Genomic DNA, 19,115 nt, shown 5'->3' with positions numbered 1-19,115 from the left:
CGGAGAAGCCCTCTACTACCTCGCCAACGCCCAATGGGACGCCGGCCACCGCACCGAAGCCACCCAAAACCTCCAAAACCGCATCAAAATCTACGAACGCCTCACCCAAACCGACCCCACAACCTACCAGCAGCTTTTGGCGAGGGCGCGGGCCGATCTCGCTGCCTTGTCGTCGCCGTAGTTGGTGTGACGCCTGGTTCGTCCGCGTTCGCACCGTCAAGGGCGACGACAAACAGCCAATGGCGGGAGTTCGCTGCTCTCCGAGGCCGCCATTGTACCGACACAGAGCACTTATTCGGAGGCTGCAGCATTCCTCCGCGATGTCGGGAGCGGCCGACGACGGCGGAGTCCGCGCCCCGGTCACCCGGCTTCGCTGAACGCCTCGCGCAGAAACGACAGTGCCTTCTCGCACTCTTGCTCGAGGGAGCCGCGTTGGCCCGACTCCAGCCAGAAGGTGACGGCGACGCGCATCGCGTCGGTGACGGCATGGGTGAGCACGTGGGCGCGTAGTTCGGCGTCGTGTGTCCGGGGACCATCGGCGAGGAGTGCCGTCACGAAGTGCTCCTGACCTCCGCGCCAGACGAGCTGGAACATCCGCGCCTGGAGCGCCGGCACGGCTTGGACCAGCCGGTATCCCCGCATCTTCCGAGCCGGGTCGCCGGCGGTCAGGCCGGCGAGCATCGCCCGCGCCACGAAGTCGACGTCGCTCTCCCCCGGGCGTCGCTCGGCCAGTGCGTCGCGGGTCGCCTCCCCGGTGTCCTGTCCGCCGAGGAGCACGTCCTCCTTGGCCGGGAAGTACCGGTAGAAGGTCCGTGGCGAGACGTCCGCCGCTGCCGCGATCTCCTCCACGGACACGGCGTCATAACCCTTCTCCTCGAAGAGGCGTAGGGCGACATCGATGATCGCGTCCTGGGTGCGCCTCCTCTTGCGTGCGCGCAGACCCTCCGCGTTGCCGGCCGTCACGCCGCCCAGCGTAGCCCTTGGCCTGACACGGACGCCAAATGGCAGAGTTGCCAATTGACAGATGTGCCACTAATCTCCGGAGCATGCAGCTCACAGAGGTGATCGACCGGTTCCACCAGGCGTACAGCGACCACGACATCGATGGCTTGCTGGCGTATCTGGCCGAGGACGTGACCATCCAGTTCCCGACCGGCCCGGAGCCGATTCAGGGGAAGGACGGCATCCGGCCGGTCTGGTCGATGGTGTTCGACACCGTCATCCCGGACATCCGGCAAGAAATGCTGTCCACCGTGACGCAGGGCCGAATGGCGGCGTGCGAGTTCATCGAAACCGGCACGCTCACCGTGCCATCCGGCGTGGCCGAGTCGTTGGGTCTGTCATCGGGCGGGCGGCCGTACTCGATGAAGATGGCGTCGTTCTTCCACTTCGACGACGAAGGTCTGATCGAGAGAATCCGCTCCTACTGGGACACCGGGAGCTTCGCCGACCAGATCGGGATCGACATCAGCGTCATCCGATCCCTGCAGACCCGCGCGCACACGGTCTAGATCAGCCGCCCACACCGACACATGCACAGAGGCGCAAGGCTGGATGCCGACCGGGTCGGCATCCAGCCTTGCGCCTCTACTCGGCGTTGGCCGGAGTCCCCCGCGTCAGCAGTGGGGCGAGCGCCTTGACCAGGTTCGCGGCCGCTATCGCATGGCCGCGTGCGTTGCAGTGGACGCGGTCGCCAGCGAAGATGCCGGGGTCGGCGGCAAGGGGATGGCTGTGGTTGTCGACATGGACTCCACCGTGTTCGGCCGCGACCCGGCTGGTGAACGCGTCGAGCCGGTCGAAGCGTTCCGCCATCGGTGCGGCGTAGGGCTCCGGCACGAGGCCGGACCGCGCGAGGTCGAAGAGCCCGATGGTCACCAGCTGTGCTCCCTGCGCGACGAGCGGTCCCACGAGGGAGATCAGCTCGGCTCTGAGACGTTCCTCGTCGAACGACCGTCGGAGAGCGTCATTGCCCCCTGCCGCGACCATCACCAGGTCAGGCCGCAGTTCCAGCGCGATTCGCAACTGGCTGTCGCGGATCTCGGCGGCGCGCAGATCCCGCTCCCCGAGATTGTGATAGTCGAACGACGGGTGTGCGGCCCCGAGCGCCTCGGCAACACGTGCTGCAGCATCCAGATCGCGGTAACCATCCAGTGGCTCCCCTATGCCGGCGGCGACGCTGTCGCCGAGGACGACGAGACGTCGCCATGGCGCAGAGCGCATCAGCGCCGCCGACCCCGTCGGCCAGCGGCAGTACGGATCGTGTGCCTCACGCAGGTGAACGGCGTCGGCCCCCATGATCAGGCTCCCTTCGCGAGGCTGGTCTCGGCCGGCAATGCGGGTATCGGTGTCGTGAGGATGAGGCGGCCGCCGACCGCTGCCGCGGCAAGGCAGGCAAGGGCACAGACGAGGTAGACGTGGGCGAAGTCGGACACGCCGCCGGCTGAGGTGTGGCCAGCGAACAGGGCCGTGAGAACGGCGATGCCAAGCGTGCCCCCGACCTGGGGGGCCGCGATGTTCAAACCGGCGCTGGCCGCGAAACCGGGCGGCGGCTCCCCCTTCGAACGGATGATGGTCATGGGGAGCAGTCCAGCAGCGGGTTCCGGGCATGGTCTGGCGGGTTCGCGACCACATCGGCGTGCTGGATCGGCATCCGGGATCACGTCGTATTCCCGCCAGCTCAGGCGGCCGGAAAGAGGCGATGCTGACGGTGTGCATGACGACGTGGAACGGTGCGTACGGGCTGCTCTTTCCAAGGACGCCCGATTCGACGGCTGGTTCTTCGGCGCCGTGGTCACCACCGGGATCTACTGCAGGCCGAGCTGTCCAGTGGCGCCGCCCAAAGTCGAGAACATGCGCTTCTTTCCCAGCGCCGCCGCGGCACAGTCGGCCGGGTTCCGCGCGTGCAAGCGGTGCCGGCCCGACGCCAGCCCGGGCTCCCCAGAGTGGAATGGACGCGCCGATGTCGTGGCGCGGGCGATGCGCATGATCGCTGATGGGGTCGTCGACCGCGACGGTGTGCCGGGCCTTGCCGCGAAGCTCGGCTACAGCACCCGGCACATCGAACGGCAGCTGCTCGCCGAACTCGGAGCGGGCCCGCTCGCGCTCGCACGGGCCCAGCGGGCCCAGACCGCCCGGCTGCTGATCGAGACGAGCACCCTGCCGATGGCCGACGTCGCCTTCGCCGCCGGGTTCGCCAGCATCCGCATGTTCAACGAGACCGTCCGGGAGGTCTTCGCTCTGACACCGACCCAACTGCGGAACCGCGCCGCCTGCGGACGCCCGGCGGCCGCCGCCCCCGGGGCGTTGCCGCTGCGTCTGCCGTTCCGGGCTCCGCTGTGCCCTGGCAACCTGTTCGGCCGGCTCGCCGCGACCGCCGTACCGAGGGTGGAAGAGTGGCGCGACGGCGCCTACCGCCGCACCCTGCGCCTGCCCCGCGGCCACGGCATCGCCACCCTGCGCCCGCTGCCCGACCACATCGACTGCCGGCTGTCCCTCACCGATCTACGCGACCTCTCCACCGCGATCAGCCGGTGCCGACGCCTGCTCGACCTCGACGCCGACCCGATCGCCGTCGACGACCTACTCCGCGGCGACCCGGTGCTCACCCCCATCGTGGACAAGGACCCCGGCCGCCGGGTACCCCGCACCGTCGACCCGTACGAATTGGCGGTGCGCGCCGTGCTCGGGCAGCGAGTGTCCACCGTAACGGCCCGAATCCGCGCCGCCCGGCTGGTCGCCGCCCACGGCGAGCCGATCACGGACCCCGCCGGCGGCCTCACCCACCTCTTCCCCGATCCGGTGGCGCTGGCGTCGCTGGATCCGGCGGCACTCGCCCTCCCCCAGGCACGCCGCACCACGCTCACCGAACTGATCGCCGCCTTGGCGGCCGGTGAGATCGACCTCAGCGTCGGAGGAGACTGGCAGCGAGCCCGCGCGCGGCTTTCCGCATTGCCGGGGCTCGGGCCCTGGACCGTCGAGACCATCGCGATGCGCGCACTCGGCGACCCTGACGCCTTCGTCCCGACCGATCCCGGAATCCGCGCCGCCGCCCGTGAGCTCGGCCTTCCCGTCACCCCCGCCGCACTCACCCACCGCGCCGCCACCTGGCGGCCATGGCGAGCGTACGCCGTCCAGTATCTCTGGGCCACCGACGATCACTCGGCATTGCCCGGCTGATGCGGGTCAGCGGACCAGCCGGAAGAACGCGCGGACATCGGTGACCAGCAGGTCGGGTGCTTCCATCGCGGCGAAGTGGCCGCCCCGGTCGAACTCCGACCAGTGCACGACATTGTGTTCGCGCTCGGCGATCCGCCGGACCCCGGCGTCACCGGGGAAGACGGCGACGCCGTGCGGCAGCGCCGAGTACTCGGCCACCGCTCCCCAGCCCTTCTGGCCTTCCTTGTAGAGGCGGGCGGCCGAGGCGGCGGTCCCGGTGAACCAGTAGATGCTCACGTCGGTGAGCATCTGGTCGAGGTCCACCGCGTCCTCGGGTAGTTGGCGCGCCGGGTCGGTCCACTCCTTGAACTTCTCCACGATCCACGCCAGCTGCGCCGCGGGCGAGTCGTGCAGCCCGAACGCCAGGGTCTGCGGCCGAGTCGCCTGGATGATCGCGTAACCGGCCCGGTCCTGGTCCTGGTACTGGCCAAGGCGGGCGAGCTCGGCATGGGTGAGCCCGTCGAACTCGGCCGGGTCGCCGGTCGGGAACCCGAGCGCGCCGTTGACGTGCACGCCGGCGACGTTCTGGGGCGCGGCGCGGCCGAGCATCGGCGAGATGACCGAGCCGCTGTCGCCGCCCTGCGCGCCGTATCGCCGGTAGCCGAGCCGGTCCATCAGCTCCGCCCACGCCCGCGCGACCCGCTGCAGGTCCCAGCCGGTCTCGGTGGTGGGACCGGAGAAGCCGAACCCGGGGATCGACGGGGCGACGACGTGGAACGCGTCGGACCGGTCGCCGCCGTGCGCCGCCGGGTCGGTGAGCGGGCCGATGACCTTCATGAACTCGGCGACCGAGCCCGGCCAGCCGTGCGTGAGGATCAGCGGGAGCGCGTCGGGTTCGGGAGAGCGGACATGCAGGAAGTGGATGTTCTGGCCGTCGATCTCGGTGGTGAACTGCGGGTACTCGTTGAGCGCCGCCTCCTGCCTCCGCCAGTCGTAGGCCGTCCGCCAGTACTCGGCCAGCTCCTTGGCGTACGAGGACGGGACGCCGTACGACCAGCCGGTGCCGGGCAGTTCGTCCGGCCAGCGGGTGCGGGCCAGCCGGTCGCGGAGGTCGTCCAGGTCGGCCTGCGGGATGTCGATGCGGAACGGGTCGATTTTCGCCATGCCCAAGACGTTAGGAGCCGCTTAGGACGGGTTCGGTCCTAGGCTGCGGCAAGATTGAAAGCATGTTGGAGACCTCGGCGCGACTCCTCAGACTGCTGTCCCTCCTGCAGACCCACCGGGACTGGTCCGGCGCGGAACTGGCAGAGCGGCTCGGCGTCACGACGCGGACCGTACGGCGGGATGTGGACCGGCTGCGGGAACTGGGCTATCCCGTGCACGCCACGGCCGGCGCGCCGGGTTACCGGCTGGGCGCCGGGTCCGACCTGCCCCCGCTGCTGCTCGATGACGACGAGGCGGTCGCGGTCGCGGTGGGGCTGAGGACGGCCGCCGGGGGCACGGTCGCCGGGATCGAGGAGACGTCCGTACGGGCGCTCGCGAAGCTCGAACGGGTGCTGCCCTCACGGCTGCGGCATCGCGTTCACGCGCTGCAGTCGATGACCGTGCCCATGACGGGGGCCGCGGCGCCGGTGGACCCCGAGGTGCTGACCGCCATCGCCGCGGCCTGCCGAGATCATGAAGGACTGCGGTTCGACTACCGGTCGCACCAGGGTGAGGAGAGCCGCCGTTCGGCCGAGCCCCATCGGCTCGTGCATTCGGGGCGCCGGTGGTATCTCGTGGGCTGGGACCTCGACAAGGAGGACTGGCGGACGTATCGGGTCGACCGGCTGCGCCTGAGGACGCCGAACGGGCCGCGCTTCGTCCCCCGGGACCCACCCGACGAGGACCTCGCCGCCTACACCTCCCGGGCGATCTCCAGTGCTCCGTACCGCTATCAGGCGCGCTTCACCATGCACGCCCCGGCGGAGGTCGTGACCGGGCACATGCCGCCGACGGTGGGGACGGTGGAGCCCGTCGACGCGCGGACCTGCGTCCTGCTGTGCGGTGCGAACAACCTCGACGAGATCGTCGTGTGGGTCGCCCTGATGGACATCGGGTTCGAGGTGCACGACCCGCCGGAACTGGTCGAGCGGATCGGCGTCATGGCCGACCGTCTCCGGGCGGCATCAGGAACCACGGGGCAGTGGCGGTCGACCACCCGCGGGCGCTGAGGTCTGCCCCGAAGGGGAGCCGACGTCTCGTCGGCTCCCCTCGTTGACCTGCTGGTTCACGCCTGGACGGCGCTCGGGATCAGCTGCAGCCGCTGGTGGAGCCGCAGCCCTCGCAGACGTAGCAGCTGCCGGCCGGGCGCATCTTCGTGCCGCAGGTGAGGCACAGCGGCGCGTCGGCCGTACGGCCCTGGTGGCTCTCGATCAGCTCGGTCGAGGAGTGCGCGGCCGCGGGCGGCTCGGGCTGCTCCTTGGCCTTCGGCTGCTCGACCGGGACCGACTGGGCGAGCGACTCACGGTCGACGTCCTCCTCCGCGTGGAGGGACGCGGGGTCCTGGCCCGCCGCCTGCGCGGTGCGCTCCTCGGCCGAGAAGATGCCCAGCTCGGCGCGGGTCTCGTACGGCAGGTGGTCGAGGGCCAGGCGACGGAAGATGTAGTCCATCATCGACGTCGCCATGCGGATGTCCGGGTCGTCGGTCATGCCCGCCGGCTCGAACCGCATGTTGGTGAACTTCTCGACCCAGGTCTCCAGCGGCACGCCGTACTGGAGGCTGATGGAGATCGCCATCGAGAAGGCGTCCATCACGCCGGCCAGGGTGGAGCCCTGCTTGCCGAGCTTGAGGAACACCTCGCCGAGCCCGTTGTCGGGGTAGCTCGAGGCCGTCATGTAGCCCTCGGCGCCGCCGACGGAGAACCGGGTGACGGTCGCGGACCGCTGCTTGGGCAGGCGGGTGCGGACCGGGCCGCGCTCGACGACCGGCGCCGGCGCCTCCTCGACCTTCTCCTCGGTCTTCTTCTTCGCCGCCGACAGCGGCTGGCCGACCTTGCAGTTGTCGCGGTAGATCGCGAGCGCCTTCAGGCCGAGCTTCCAGCCCTCGAAGTAGATCTTCTCGACGTCCTCGATCGTCGCCTGCTCCGGCATGTTCACGGTCTTGGAGATCGCGCCGGACAGGAACGGCTGCGTCGCGGCCATCATCCGCACGTGGCCCATCGGGCTGATGGCCCGCTCGCCCATCGCGCAGTCGAAGACCTCGTAGTGCTCGGCGCGCAGGCCGGGCGCGTCGACGACGTGGCCGTGCTCGGCGATGTACTCGACGACCGCCTCGATCTGCTCCTGCTGGTAGCCGAGCTTCTTGAGGGCGCGCGGCACGGTGTTGTTGACGATCTGCATCGAGCCGCCGCCGACCAGCTTCTTGTACTTGACCAGCGCCAGGTCGGGCTCGATGCCCGTCGTGTCGCAGTCCATCATGAGGCCGATCGTGCCGGTGGGCGCGAGCAGCGACGCCTGGGCGTTGCGGTAGCCGTTCCGCTCGCCGAGCTTGAGGCACTGCTGCCACTGCTTGGTGGCCTCGAGGTGGATGGACTTGTCCATCTCGTCGAGCGTGCGGATCTCGTCGTTGGCGACGGCGTGCTTGCGCATGACGCGCTTGTGCGCCTCGGCGTTGCGGGCGTAGCCCTCGTACGTGCCGACCGCGCCGGCCAGCTCGGCGGAGCGCCGGTAGGCCACGCCGGTCATCAGCGAGGTGATCGTGCCCGCGAGCGAGCGCCCGCCCTCGGAGTCGTACGCGTGGCCGGTCGCCATCAGCAGCGCGCCGAGGTTGGCGTAGCCGATGCCGAGCTGCCGGTACGCGCGCGTCGTCTCGCCGATCTTCTCGGTCGGGAAGTCCGCGAACGTGATGGAGATGTCCATCGCGGTGATGATCAGCTCGCAGAGCTTCACGAACCGCGCGACGTCGAAGGTGTTGTCCTCGCCCAGGAACTTCAGCAGGTTGATGCTGGCCAGGTTGCAGGACGAGTTGTCCAGGCTCATGTACTCCGAGCACGGGTTGCTGGCCGTGATGCGCCCGGTCTCGGGGTTGGTGTGCCAGTCGTTGATCGTGTCGTCGTACTGGATGCCCGGGTCCGCGCACGCCCAGGCCGCCTGGGCGAGCTTGCGGAACAGGCCCTTGGCGTCGATCTGCTCGATGGCCTCGCCCGTACGGCGGGCGCGCAGGCCGAAAGAGTCGCCCGACTCGACCGCGCGCATGAACTCGTCGGAGACACGGACGGAGTTGTTGGCATTCTGGTACTGGACGCTGACGATGTCCTTGCCGCCGAGGTCCATGTCGAAGCCGGCGTCGCGCAGGGCGCGGATCTTGTCCTCTTCGCGCGCCTTGGTCTCGATGAACTCCTCGACGTCGGGGTGGTCCACGTCCAGAACGACCATCTTCGCCGCGCGGCGGGTCGCGCCACCGGACTTGATGGTGCCCGCGGAGGCGTCGGCGCCGCGCATGAACGACACCGGGCCGCTCGCGGTGCCGCCGGAGGACAGCAGCTCCTTGCTGGAGCGGATGCGGGAGAGGTTCACACCCGACCCGGAGCCGCCCTTGAAGATCACACCCTCTTCCTTGTACCAGTCCAGGATCGACTCCATCGTGTCGTCCACGGACAGGATGAAGCAGGCGCTGACCTGCTGCGGGGAGGCCGTGCCGACGTTGAACCAGACCGGCGAGTTGAAGCTGAACACCTGGTTGACCAGGGCGTGCTTCAGCTCGTGGTCGAAGATCTCGGCGTCCTCGTCGGAGGCGAAGTAGCCGTTCTTGATGCCGGTCTCGGTGTAGACCCCGACGACCCGGTCGACCAGCTGCTTGAGGCTCCACTCGCGCTGCGGGGTGCCCACGGCGCCGCGGAAGTACTTCGACGTGACGATGTTGACCGCGTTGACCGACCAGGACGTGGGGAACTCGACGCCCTTCTGCTCGAAGTTCACCGACCCGTCGCGCCAGTTGGTCATGACGACGTCACGCCGCTCCCACTTGACGTCGTCATACGGGTGGACGCCCGGCCGCGTGAAGATGCGCTCCATCTTCACGCCCTTGCGGCTCGCCTTACCCCGTCGGGCTGAGCCGCTCACCGTCTCTGTCATGACATCCCCCTTCTCGGGCACACCAGGCCCACCTCCAGGATTACCCGTACAGCCCGCGGCGCGGGCGCCGCCCTACGACCGGGCGTCGCCGCCGTTCGCCACGCGCAGCGATTCGATTTCCTTGGCGAAGTCGTCGAGCGTCTCGAACCCCCGGTAGACGGAGGCGAATCGCAGGTACGCGACCTCGTCGAGTTCGCGGAGCGGACCGAGGATCGCCAGCCCGATCTGGTGCGAGGGGATCTCGGCGTTCCCCGTCGCCCGGATCGCCTCCTCGACCCGCTGGCCGAGCATGGCGAGGGCGTCCTCGTTGACGGGACGGCCCTGACACGCCCGGCGCACTCCGGCGATGATCTTGTCCCGGGAGAACGGCTCGGTGACGCCGCTGCGCTTGGCGACCATCATGAGCACCGTCTCCTGGGTGGTGAAGCGACGACCGCACTCCGGGCACGAACGACGGCGCCGGATGGCGGCTCCGTCGTCGGTGACGCGGCTGTCGATGACTCTGCTGTCGGTGTGTCGGCAGAACGGGCAGTGCATGCCTCCGGACTCCTCCCCCTGACAGCGGGTCACGCGCTCACCACGCGAACCTCACCTTGTAACCACAACCTATGGTGAACTACATCCATGTAACTACTAGATGTTGTGGTCCAACCGTAGAGCCCGACCGAGGGCATCGCAACCCGCTTGAGGCACCCGGCGCGAAGAGGCCGCCCACGAGGGGATCCACCGCCTCTACCGGCGTGTCGCGCCCTCCGCCCGGCGCGGCGATCCGCCGCCAGGGCACGCCTCACCTCATTGACCTGCGGCGACGCCGCCGACAGCCGAAACGGTGAAGTGGATCACATTGCGCCGGCGTTCTCGCGCGGGCGCATCCCCGAACCCCAAGCCTGCCATGCCCCGCCCGGGAGCACGACGGCGGCCACCCCCTTCCGAGCGCCGGCCATAGGACGGCGCCCGGCGATCACACCCGCCCTTCACCAACGCGCGGCAAGGAATTATTATCGAACGCATGTACGAACTAAAGACGACATAGCCCGGACCGTAAAATTCCACATTTTTCGAACACCTGTTTGATCATTTCCCGGAGAAGCGATAACGTCGCTCTACGGGAGTGAAATACCGGCGGCCGCACGTCACCGCAGAAGACATCCATCGGAGACACCATGAGCAAGGTTCGGGAAATGCCGGACGGCCCAGGCGACGAGAGCGGACTGACCGTCCGCCAACGCAAGGTGCTGGAGGTGATCAGGGACTCGGTCCAGCGGCGCGGCTACCCGCCGTCGATGCGCGAGATCGGCGAGGCCGTCGGGCTGACCAGCACCTCGAGCGTCTCCCACCAGCTCCGGACACTGCAGCGCAAGGGCTTCCTGCTGCGCGACCCGAACCGGCCGCGCGCGGTGGTCGTCCGCATGCCCGGATCCTCGGCGGTCGCCACCGAGTCCGACCACGAGGCGTACGAGATCACCAACGGCCAGGAGGCCCCGGCGCGCCCCGCCCCCGCGTACGTCCCGCTCGTCGGCCGCATCGCCGCCGGTGGCCCGATCCTCGCCGAGGAGGCCGTCGAGGACGTCTTCGCGCTGCCGAGACAGCTCGTCGGCGAGGGCACGCACTTCCTGCTGAACGTCACCGGTGACTCGATGATCGAGGCCGCCATCGCCGACGGCGACTGGGTCGTCGTGCGTCAGCAGCCCGTCGCGGAGAACGGCGACATCGTGGCCGCGATGATCGACGGCGAGGCCACCGTCAAGACGCTCAAGCGGCGCGACGACAAGGTCTGGCTGATGCCGCACAACCCGGCGTACGACCCCATCCCCGGCGACGACGCCACGATCCTCGGCCGCGTGGTGGCGGTCCTGCGCAAGATGTGATCCCACCCGGGTCGGCGACGTCGCACCGACCCGGGTGGATCCGCCCGTCAGGCGGGCACGATGTTCACGATCTTCGGAGCGCGCACGATGACCTTGCGGACGCCCCGGTCGCCCAGTGCCGCCCGGATCTTCTCCGAGTCCAGGGCCAGCCGCTCCAGGTCGCCCTCGGCGATGTCCGGAGACACCTCCAGACGGTCGCGGACCTTGCCCGCGACCTGTACGACACAGGTGACCGACTCCTGGACCAGCAGCGCCGGCTCGGCCGTCGGCCAGCCCGCCTTGGCCACCGGAGCCGTACGGCCCAGCCGCTCCCACATCTCATCGGCGGTGTACGGCGTGACCAGCGACAGCATGACCGCCAGGGTCTCGGCCGCCTCCCGCACCGCCGGGTCACCGGCCCCGGCGCCCGTGTCGATGGCCTTGCGCGCGGCGGACGTCAGCTCCATCATCCGCGCGATCGCCACGTTGTAGCGGTGCGCCTCGACCAGCCGGGTGACCTCGTCGATCGTCCGGTGCGTCGCCTTGCGCAGCTCGACGTCGCCCGTGGCGGGGTCGGCCCCCGGCGCGGACGTCACGTCGGCGGCCACGCGGAAGACCCGGGCCAGGAACTTCACCGAACCGGACGGGGACACGTCGGCCCAGTCGATGTCGTCCTCCGGCGGCCCCGAGAAGAGCATCGTCAGGCGTACGGCGTCGACGCCGTACTCGGCGATCTGCTCGCCCAGGTCGACCAGGTTGCCGGTCGACTTCGACATCGCCTTGCTGTTCAGGATGACCTGGCCCTGGTTGACCAGCCGCTTGAACGGCTCGGTGAAGTCGACCATCCCCATGTCGTACAGCACCTTGGTGAAGAACCGCGCGTACAGCAGGTGCAGGATGGCGTGCTCGACGCCTCCGGTGTACTGGTCGGCCGGCATCCACCGGCGGACCTGCTCGACGTCGAACGGGCCGTCCTCGTACCCGGGGGAGCAGTACCGCAGGAAGTACCAGGACGAGTCGACGAAGGTGTCCATCGTGTCGGTGTCGCGCTTGGCCGCGCCGCCGCACTTGGGGCAGGTGACGTTCACCCAGTTCTCGGCGGCCGCCAGCGGCGACACGCCCTTCGGCGCCAGGTCGGCGCCGCGCAGGTCGTCCGGCAGGCGCACGGGCAGCTGCTCGTCCGGGACCGGGACCTCGCCGCACGACTCGCAGTGGATGATCGGGATCGGGGTGCCCCAGAACCGCTGCCGGGAGATCAGCCAGTCGCGCAGCCGGTAGTTGACGGAGGCCTTGCCCAGGCCCTTCTCCTCGAGGACCTCGACGATTCGCGGGATGGCGGCGGACTTGGTCAGGCCGTCCAGCGGACCGGAGTTGGTCAGCTCGCCCTCGCCCGGGGTGGCGACCCCGGTCTCGGCCGGGTCCGACTCCCCCGTCTGGACGACGACACGGACCGGCAGGCCGAACCTGCGGGCGAAGTCCAGGTCGCGCTGGTCGTGGGCGGGCACCGCCATGATCGCGCCGTGGCCGTACTCCGCCAGGACGTAGTCGGAGGCCCACACGGGGATGCGCTCGCCGTTCACCGGGTTGATCGCGTAGCGGCCCAGGAAGACGCCGGTCTTCTCCCGGTCGGCGGACAGCCGCTCGATCTCCGACTCACGCCGTACGGCGTCGCGGTAGGCCTCGAACTCGGCGCGCTGCTCCGGCGCGCAGATCTCGTCGGCCAGCGCGGCGTCGGCGGCGACGACGAAGAACGTCGCGCCGTACAGGGTGTCCGGCCGGGTCGTGTAGACGGTGACCGGCTCCGCGCGCCCCTCGATCTGGAACGCCACGTCGGCGCCCTCGGAGCGGCCGATCCAGTTGCGCTGCATCAGCAGCACCCGCTCGGGCCACTCCAGATCCGCCATGTCGGTCAGCAGCCGGTCGGCGTACTCGGTGATCTTGAAGTACCACTGGGTCAGGACGCGCTTCTCGACCACGGCGCCGCACCGCTCGCAGTGCCCGTTGACCACCTGCTCGTTGGCCAGCACCGTCTGGTCCTTGGGGCACCAGTTGACCTGCCCGCCCTTGCGGTACGCCAGGCCGCGCTCGTAGAAGCGCAGGAACAGCCACTGGTTCCAGCGGTAGTACTCCGGGTCGGAGGTGTGCAGCCGGCGCGACCAGTCGAAGGAGATCGCGTACCGCTTGAAAGACTCCGCCTGGGTGTCGATGTTGGTGTACGTCCACTCGGCGGGGTGCGAGTCGCGCTTGATCGCGGCGTTCTCGGCCGGCAGGCCGAAGGAGTCCCAGCCGATGGGGTGCAGGACGTTGTAGCCCTGCTGGAACCAGTAGCGGGCGATGACGTCGCCGATCGCGAACGCCTCGGCGTGACCCATGTGGAGGTCGCCGGAGGGGTACGGGAACATGTCCAGCGCGTACTTGCGAGGCCGGTCATCACCGGGGTCCTCGCTCGCAGCGAAGGGCTTCAGCTCCTCCCACCGGGCGTACCACTTGTCCTGGATCGTCCGTGGGTCGTAGTTCTCGTCGGCGCCTGTCATGGGTTCCTCGTCTGATTCGCACGGCTTCGGCTGGCGGATGAACGCGCCCCTTGCATGAGAACGCCCCTCGCGCAGGAGGGGCTGCCGCGTCGACGCCTCAGGTCAACGCGGCCGGCTAAGGAGCAGCCGAGATCGCATACCTCAAGACTATCGCAGAGGCAAGGACACCGGGCGATTACATACCGGGACGACCGCGGTCGCGGCTCTGCGTGGCCGGACCGCCGGGCACGCAGAGCCGGCGGTCAGACGGCGTACGGCAGGTGCTTGATGCCGTTGATGAAGTTGGACAGCAGGCGGTCGGGTTCGCCGGTGGCGCGGATGCCCGGGGCCCGGCGGAACAGCTCGCGGAACATCACGGTGATCTCCCGCCGGGCCAGGTGCGCGCCGAGGCAGAAGTGCGGACCCGGGCCGCCGAAGCCCACGTGCGGGTTGGGATCGCGGGTGATGTCGAAGACCTCCGGGTGGTCGAACACGGTCTCGTCCCGGTTGGCGGCCCAGTAGTACAGCAGCAGTTTGTCCCCGGCCTTGAACTCATGACCGTTCAGCTCGGTGTCGCGGGTCGCGGTGCGCCGCATCCAGATGACCGGCGAGGCGTAGCGCACGATCTCCTCGACGGCACCCGGGATGTACCGCTCGAAGTCGGACGCGAGCAGCTCTCGCTGCTCCGGGTTCTCGGTGAGCAGGTGCAGGCCGTGCGCGATGGCGTTGCGCGTGGTCTCGTTGCCGGCGACGACCAGCAGGATGAAGAAGGACCCGAGCTCCTGGTCGGTCAGCGACTCGCCGTCGATGTTCGCGTTGACCAGGGCGGAGATGAGGTCGCCGGTCGGCTCGTCACGGCGCTGCCGGCCGAGCTCCTCGACGAGGTCCTTCAGGGTCTGCCCCGCCTCGAGGAGCTGGAGCGCGACCTGGTCGGGCTCGTCGGGGACGAACTCGGGGTCGGCGCCGGCGAGGATGACATTGGTGTTGTCGAAGACGGTCTTGTAGTGCCTCTCGTCGATCCCCATCAGGTCACAGATGATCTTCAAGGGGAGCCGGGCGGCGACGTCGGTCACGAAGTCGCCGCCGCCCTTGGCCAGGACCTCCTCGACGACCTGCTCGGCGGTGGCCTGCACCTGGTCCTCGAACCGCTGGATCATGCGCGGCGAGAAGGCGCGCGAGACGATCCGGCGGATCTTGGCGTGCCGCGGGTCGTCCATGTTGATCATGGAGCCGAAATACTCACCGAGGTCGGCCGGCATGTCGTTTATGTTGATCGCACCCTGCCCCGAGCAGAAGTCGGCCGACCGGCGGGATGCCTCCACGACGTCCGCGTGGGTGACCAGCGCGTAGTATCCGGGCCCCGCGGGCAGAAAGGACATCTCGGGTTCGCGGAAGAACGCCGGCCGCGGTAGCCCTCGCAGGGTCCGGAACGCCGCGTGACGCTCCTCGAGCGGACGTTCCCAGAACTCCCATTCGGTCAGATCGATCCCGTCGGGCCGGGTCTTCTCCACCGTCATCCGCCACCCCTCATCATTAGAATCGCATTCTGCTCCATTCTGCCAAAGTGACCACTTACGCCGCAGGCAGGCGGCGAACTCCGGACACTGATCAGCCGTCGGCGGCCGGTCGAGGACCAGCCGGTACACCCGTCAGCCGTCGGCGGCCAGCCAGTCGAGGATCAGCCGGTTCACCTCGGCCGACCTCTCCAGGTGGAGGAAGTGGCCGACGCCGGGGACGATCCGCGCCACCGACCCGGGCGGGAGATGACCCTCGACGTCACTCGGCGAAGGCGCGGCCAGGCAGCCGTCGGCCGCGCCGTGCAGATAGAGCGCCGACCGCTCGCCGACGCGCCCGGCCGCCTCCTGTTCGGCTGCGTACGCGGGGACGTGCAGCGACGGGTCGAGCATCGCCCGGTAGTAGCCGATGGCGGCGGCGAGGTTCTCCGGGTCGCGCAGGCACTCCTTGGCGTACGCGACGTCGCGGGTCGCGTCATGACCGGGCGACCAGTCGGCCCACAGGCCGTCCAGGAACGCCAGGTCCCCGGTCAGCACCGCCGTCTCGGCCAGCGGTGTCTGGAAGAGGAACACGTAGAAGGACCGTTTGAGCTGGGCGTAGTCGAAGAACGCCGACAGCAGCGCGCTGAACGGCGGGAGCGCCAAGGCCACCGCGCGCCGCCAGCGCTCCGGCGCCGCCGAGACGGCGGCGTACGTCGCGGCGGCGCCCCAGTCGTGCCCGATGAGCACCGCGTCGGCGTCCCCGCCGAAGGCCTCGTGCAGGGCGTTCGCGTCCGCCGCCAGCGCGCCGGTCTGGTAGGCGCCGTCCTTCGGCACCTCCGTCGGCGCGTACCCGCGCAGGAACGGCGCGACCGCGTGGTAGCCGGCGTCGGCCAGCGCGGGCAGCAGGTGCCGCCACGTGTGCGCCGAGTCGGGGAAGCCGTGCAGGCACAGGGCGAGCGGCCCGCTGCCGGCCTCGAGGTAGCCGAAGGTCAGGTCGTTCGCCCGGATCGTCGCGATCTCCGTCATGTGGGTGACGTTAAGCCGCCCTCGCCCCGGCGTCACCGTCTTCGGCGAACCCGGCCAGGGCAGGACATCATCCGCAATCAGGGCGACGAACCCGACCGGCGGTGCTCCGCACGCGAGGGCAGGCGGCCGGGGACGAGCCCCGCCACGGACTCTCGGCACACCCGGCCGGACGAACAGCGGCCGCCGCCCTCGGCCGAACGAGCGGCGGCGATGACCTACCGCCGGACGAGCCGACGGTCACGACCCCGGCCCGGACGAGCGGCGGTCGCGGAGCGCGGCGTGCGCTCCGCGACCGTACGTCGCCGCGGTCAGCCGGCCGACGGCGGCTCGAACGAGGGTCGCAGCGGCATGCCGGAGCGGCCGCCCTCGTGCAGTTTGACGCCGAGGACCTGGTGCAGCTGGATCCAGTTGAGGTCGAAACCGAGCCGTGAACCGGCCATGTACAGCCGCCACACGCGAGCGGTGCCCTCCCCCACCTCGGCAACCGCCTCGTCCCAGTGGTCGTCGAGGTTGCGGCACCAGCCGGTGAGGGTCTTGGCGTAGTGCTCGCGGAGGTTCTCCTCGTGCCGGATCTCGAACCCCGCGTCGTTCATCCGCGAGATCAGCCAGCCCGGGCCCTCGAGCTCGCCGTCGGGGAAGACGTACCGGTTAATGAAGCCTTCCTCCCGGATCGACGGCTCACTGTCGTCGGGACGGGTGATGCAGTGGTTGAGCATCCGCCCGCCGGGCTTCAGCTTGCCGTACAGGAAGGAGAAGTAGCCGGGGACGTTGGCCTTGCCGATGTGCTCGGTCAGGCCGATCGAGCTGACGGCGTCGAAGTCGCCCTCGGTGACGTCCCGGTAGTCGAGGTGGCGGACCTCGGCGAGCTCCGACAGGCCGGCCTCGGCGATCGCCTTCTGCGCCCACTCGGCCTGCTGCTTGGACAGCGTCACGCCGAGCGCCTTCACGCCGTACTCGCGGGCGGCGTGCATGACCATGCCGCCCCAGCCGCAGCCGACGTCGAGCAGCCGCATGCCCTCGCGCAGTCCGAGCTTGCGGGCGACGAGGTCGAACTTGTTGAACTGCGCCTGCTCCAGCGTCGCGTCCTCCGACGGGTAGCACGCGCAGGTGTAGGCCATCGACGGGCCGAGCACCCACTCGTAGAAGGTGTTCGAGACGTCGTAGTGGTGGGAGATCGCCTTGGCGTCACGGCGCTTGGAATGCCGCAGGCCCGACAGCAGGGGCACCTTGGCGGGCCGTACCTCCTGAGGCGGCGGGTCCAGGCGCGTCAGCGCGGCGGCGCGCAGCAGCGGGTCGCGCAGGATGCCGCGCAGCAGGGTCGTCTTGTCGGCCCACGTCAGGTCCCCGAGCGCCGACTGCATCCGGAACAGCGCCGTGTACATGTCCCCGACGATGTCGAGATGCCCCGCGACGTACGCCCGCGCCAGCCCGAGCGCGCCGGGCGCGTGGGCGAGATAGGAGATCGCGTACGGCGACTTCACCTCCACCCTGATGTCCGCGCCGAGAGCGCCCGCACGGCTCTCGTCATAGGCCCGGAACTCCACCAGCGCGTCGCGACCGACGACACGCTCGAATGCCTCCGCCAGCTTCATACTCACCTGCCTCGTACGGTTTTGTCGTAGAGATCCAGCAGCCGTCGCTCCGGGTCGTATTCCTCCTTCAACCGCTGGTACGTCGTGCCGTCGTAGTGCCGCCAGAAGTCCTCGCGGGTGTAGAAGGCGGTCGAGTACAGCGATTTGTGGCCGTCGAGGCGGGCGACCTCGCGCTCGATCAGCCGGTTGTGATGTTCGGGAAGTCGGCCGGGCTTCTGCGGCACCGTCCCCCAGAAGCCCACGTTGACGTACGTCTGACCGGGCTCCAGGGGGTACAGCGGCCACTTGTCCTGTGCCCGTAGCGGGCAGAGCCACACCGGGCTCATGCCGATCTCGCGGTGGAAGAACTCCAGGAAGTCCGGCAGCCGCTCCACCGGCACCTCGACGTCCTGGATGACGTCCTCCCGCGGCGGGCGGCCCAGCCAGCGGTCGACCCGCGACGATGTCTGCAGGCGCTTGTCGAGGGCGACCAGGCGGCGGTAGACGTCGGAGCGCTTCTTCGACGCCGGCCACGCCCGGCGTATCACGGGGTTCTGGACGCCGAACGCCCGCGAGCACCAGAACCAGTCGGTGTCCCAGCGCCAGAGGTAGTCGTGGGTGGTCAGCACGTCGGTCGGCGGACCGTCCGGCCGCAGCCAGCGCGACGTGACGTAGCGGTCGCGGATCGAGCGGTAGTAAATGTCCTGCCCGGTGTAGTCGGAGACGTTCGCGGCCGTGTCGGCGAACCTGCCGAGCGTGAGGTACAGCTCGTCGCCGCCGAACACCGTGCCGTCGATGAAGTCCGCCTGCGCGCCGAGCTCGTCGATGGCCTCCGCGCACTCCTGTGCGGAGGAGAACCGCACGTGCCACAGCGCGACGTACGGCTTGACGGGCTGCAACCGGATCTTCAGCCGCAGGGTGTATCCGAGCGTGCCGTACGAGTTGGGGAACCCGTAGAACAGGTCCCGGTGCTCGTTGTCCGGGGTCGCGACCACGACCTGGCCCGCGCCGGTGAGGATCTCCATCTCCAGGACCGACTCGTGCGGCAGGCCGCTGCGGAACGACGACGACTCGATGCCGAGCCCGGTGACCGCGCCGCCCAGGGTGATGGTCTTCAGCTGCGGAACGACCAGCGGCATCAGCCCGTACGGCAGCGTCGCGTCGACCAGGTCCTCGTACGTCGTCATGCCCTGCACGTCGGCGACCCGCGCCTCGGGGTCGACGCTGAGGACCTTGTCGAAGCCGCTCACGTCGAGGCCGGGGGCCTGGATCTCGTCGCGGAAGCGGAACAGGTTCGAGGTACGTTTCGCCAGCCGGACCGGGGTGCCCTCGGGGATGGCCCGGTAGGAGGCCAGGAGCTTCTCGACCGCGGTGTGGTGACCTGTCACCGGT

The 19,115-nt window shown here is 69.5% G+C and carries 16 protein-coding genes; 5 read left to right on the top strand and 11 right to left on the bottom strand.

Features of this window, described 5'->3' with window-relative positions:
• On the top strand, positions 1-181 hold a 181-nt coding region (locus ABEA24_RS21800), incomplete at its 5' end, for a hypothetical protein (protein WP_345432816.1).
• Positions 182-360: 179 nt separating this feature from the next.
• On the opposite strand, the gene ABEA24_RS21795 is transcribed toward ABEA24_RS21800, so the two are convergent.
• A complete protein-coding gene (locus tag ABEA24_RS21795; protein WP_345432815.1) occupies positions 361-963 on the bottom strand; it encodes a TetR family transcriptional regulator in 603 nt (200 codons plus the stop codon).
• 83 nt (positions 964-1,046) lie between these two features.
• On the opposite strand from ABEA24_RS21795, the gene ABEA24_RS21790 reads away from it, so the two are divergent.
• Positions 1,047-1,511: a nuclear transport factor 2 family protein gene (locus ABEA24_RS21790; protein ID WP_345432814.1), complete on the top strand. Its 465-nt coding sequence runs from the start codon at positions 1,047-1,049 to the stop codon at positions 1,509-1,511.
• A 76-nt stretch (positions 1,512-1,587) separates the two neighbouring features.
• Here the strand turns inward: ABEA24_RS21790 and ABEA24_RS21785 are convergent, their stop codons facing one another.
• The gene (locus tag ABEA24_RS21785; protein WP_345432813.1) at positions 1,588-2,295 is read right to left on the bottom strand and encodes an SGNH/GDSL hydrolase family protein; all 708 of its coding nucleotides are present in this window, start codon (positions 2,293-2,295) and stop codon (positions 1,588-1,590) included.
• A 2-nt stretch (positions 2,296-2,297) separates the two neighbouring features.
• A complete protein-coding gene (locus ABEA24_RS21780) occupies positions 2,298-2,576 on the bottom strand; it encodes a hypothetical protein (protein ID WP_345432812.1) in 279 nt (92 codons plus the stop codon).
• A gap of 133 nt (positions 2,577-2,709) precedes the next feature.
• Here ABEA24_RS21780 and ABEA24_RS21775 point away from each other — a divergent pair, with 133 nt between their 5' ends.
• Positions 2,710-4,176, top strand: coding sequence for an AlkA N-terminal domain-containing protein (locus ABEA24_RS21775; protein ID WP_345432811.1), 1,467 nt, complete (start codon positions 2,710-2,712; stop codon positions 4,174-4,176).
• A 6-nt stretch (positions 4,177-4,182) separates the two neighbouring features.
• On the opposite strand, the gene ABEA24_RS21770 is transcribed toward ABEA24_RS21775, so the two are convergent.
• Positions 4,183-5,319: an epoxide hydrolase family protein gene (locus ABEA24_RS21770; RefSeq protein ID WP_345432810.1), complete on the bottom strand. Its 1,137-nt coding sequence runs from the start codon at positions 5,317-5,319 to the stop codon at positions 4,183-4,185.
• Between the two features lie 62 nt (positions 5,320-5,381).
• On the opposite strand from ABEA24_RS21770, the gene ABEA24_RS21765 reads away from it, so the two are divergent.
• Positions 5,382-6,368, top strand: coding sequence for a helix-turn-helix transcriptional regulator (locus tag ABEA24_RS21765; protein WP_345432809.1), 987 nt, complete (start codon positions 5,382-5,384; stop codon positions 6,366-6,368).
• 79 nt (positions 6,369-6,447) lie between these two features.
• On the opposite strand, the gene ABEA24_RS21760 is transcribed toward ABEA24_RS21765, so the two are convergent.
• The gene (locus ABEA24_RS21760) at positions 6,448-9,270 is read right to left on the bottom strand and encodes a vitamin B12-dependent ribonucleotide reductase (protein ID WP_345432808.1); all 2,823 of its coding nucleotides are present in this window, start codon (positions 9,268-9,270) and stop codon (positions 6,448-6,450) included.
• A 72-nt stretch (positions 9,271-9,342) separates the two neighbouring features.
• Entirely contained in the window at positions 9,343-9,807 is a 465-nt protein-coding gene (gene nrdR, locus ABEA24_RS21755) for a transcriptional regulator NrdR (protein WP_345433321.1), read from the bottom strand.
• 626 nt (positions 9,808-10,433) lie between these two features.
• Between nrdR and lexA the strand changes: the two genes are divergently transcribed.
• On the top strand, positions 10,434-11,138 hold the full coding sequence (lexA, locus tag ABEA24_RS21750; RefSeq protein ID WP_345432807.1) for a transcriptional repressor LexA: 705 nt from the start codon (positions 10,434-10,436) through the stop codon (positions 11,136-11,138).
• Positions 11,139-11,185: 47 nt separating this feature from the next.
• On the opposite strand, the gene leuS is transcribed toward lexA, so the two are convergent.
• The 5 genes from leuS to ABEA24_RS21725 form a co-directional block, all read right to left on the bottom strand.
• On the bottom strand, positions 11,186-13,651 hold the full coding sequence (gene leuS / locus ABEA24_RS21745) for a leucine--tRNA ligase (RefSeq protein WP_345432806.1): 2,466 nt from the start codon (positions 13,649-13,651) through the stop codon (positions 11,186-11,188).
• Between the two features lie 242 nt (positions 13,652-13,893).
• Complete coding sequence (locus ABEA24_RS21740; protein ID WP_345432805.1) at positions 13,894-15,147, bottom strand: cytochrome P450; 1,254 nt, start codon at positions 15,145-15,147, stop codon at positions 13,894-13,896.
• Between the two features lie 132 nt (positions 15,148-15,279).
• Positions 15,280-16,152 (bottom strand): alpha/beta fold hydrolase, encoded by an 873-nt coding sequence (locus tag ABEA24_RS21735; protein WP_345432804.1) that lies wholly within the window; start codon positions 16,150-16,152, stop codon positions 15,280-15,282.
• A gap of 308 nt (positions 16,153-16,460) precedes the next feature.
• Positions 16,461-17,744, bottom strand: a complete 1,284-nt coding sequence (locus ABEA24_RS21730; protein ID WP_345433320.1) for a class I SAM-dependent methyltransferase — start codon at positions 17,742-17,744, stop codon at positions 16,461-16,463.
• 2 nt (positions 17,745-17,746) lie between these two features.
• Positions 17,747-19,111 (bottom strand): FAD-binding oxidoreductase, encoded by a 1,365-nt coding sequence (locus tag ABEA24_RS21725; protein WP_345432803.1) that lies wholly within the window; start codon positions 19,109-19,111, stop codon positions 17,747-17,749.
• Positions 19,112-19,115: the final 4 nt, after the last annotated feature.

It is taken from the genome of Actinoallomurus vinaceus (assembly GCF_039542055.1).
GTDB lineage: Bacteria > Actinomycetota > Actinomycetes > Streptosporangiales > Streptosporangiaceae > Actinoallomurus > Actinoallomurus vinaceus.
The sequence above is the reverse complement of the archived record's forward strand: the minus strand, read 5'-3'. Positions and strand labels throughout refer to the sequence as shown.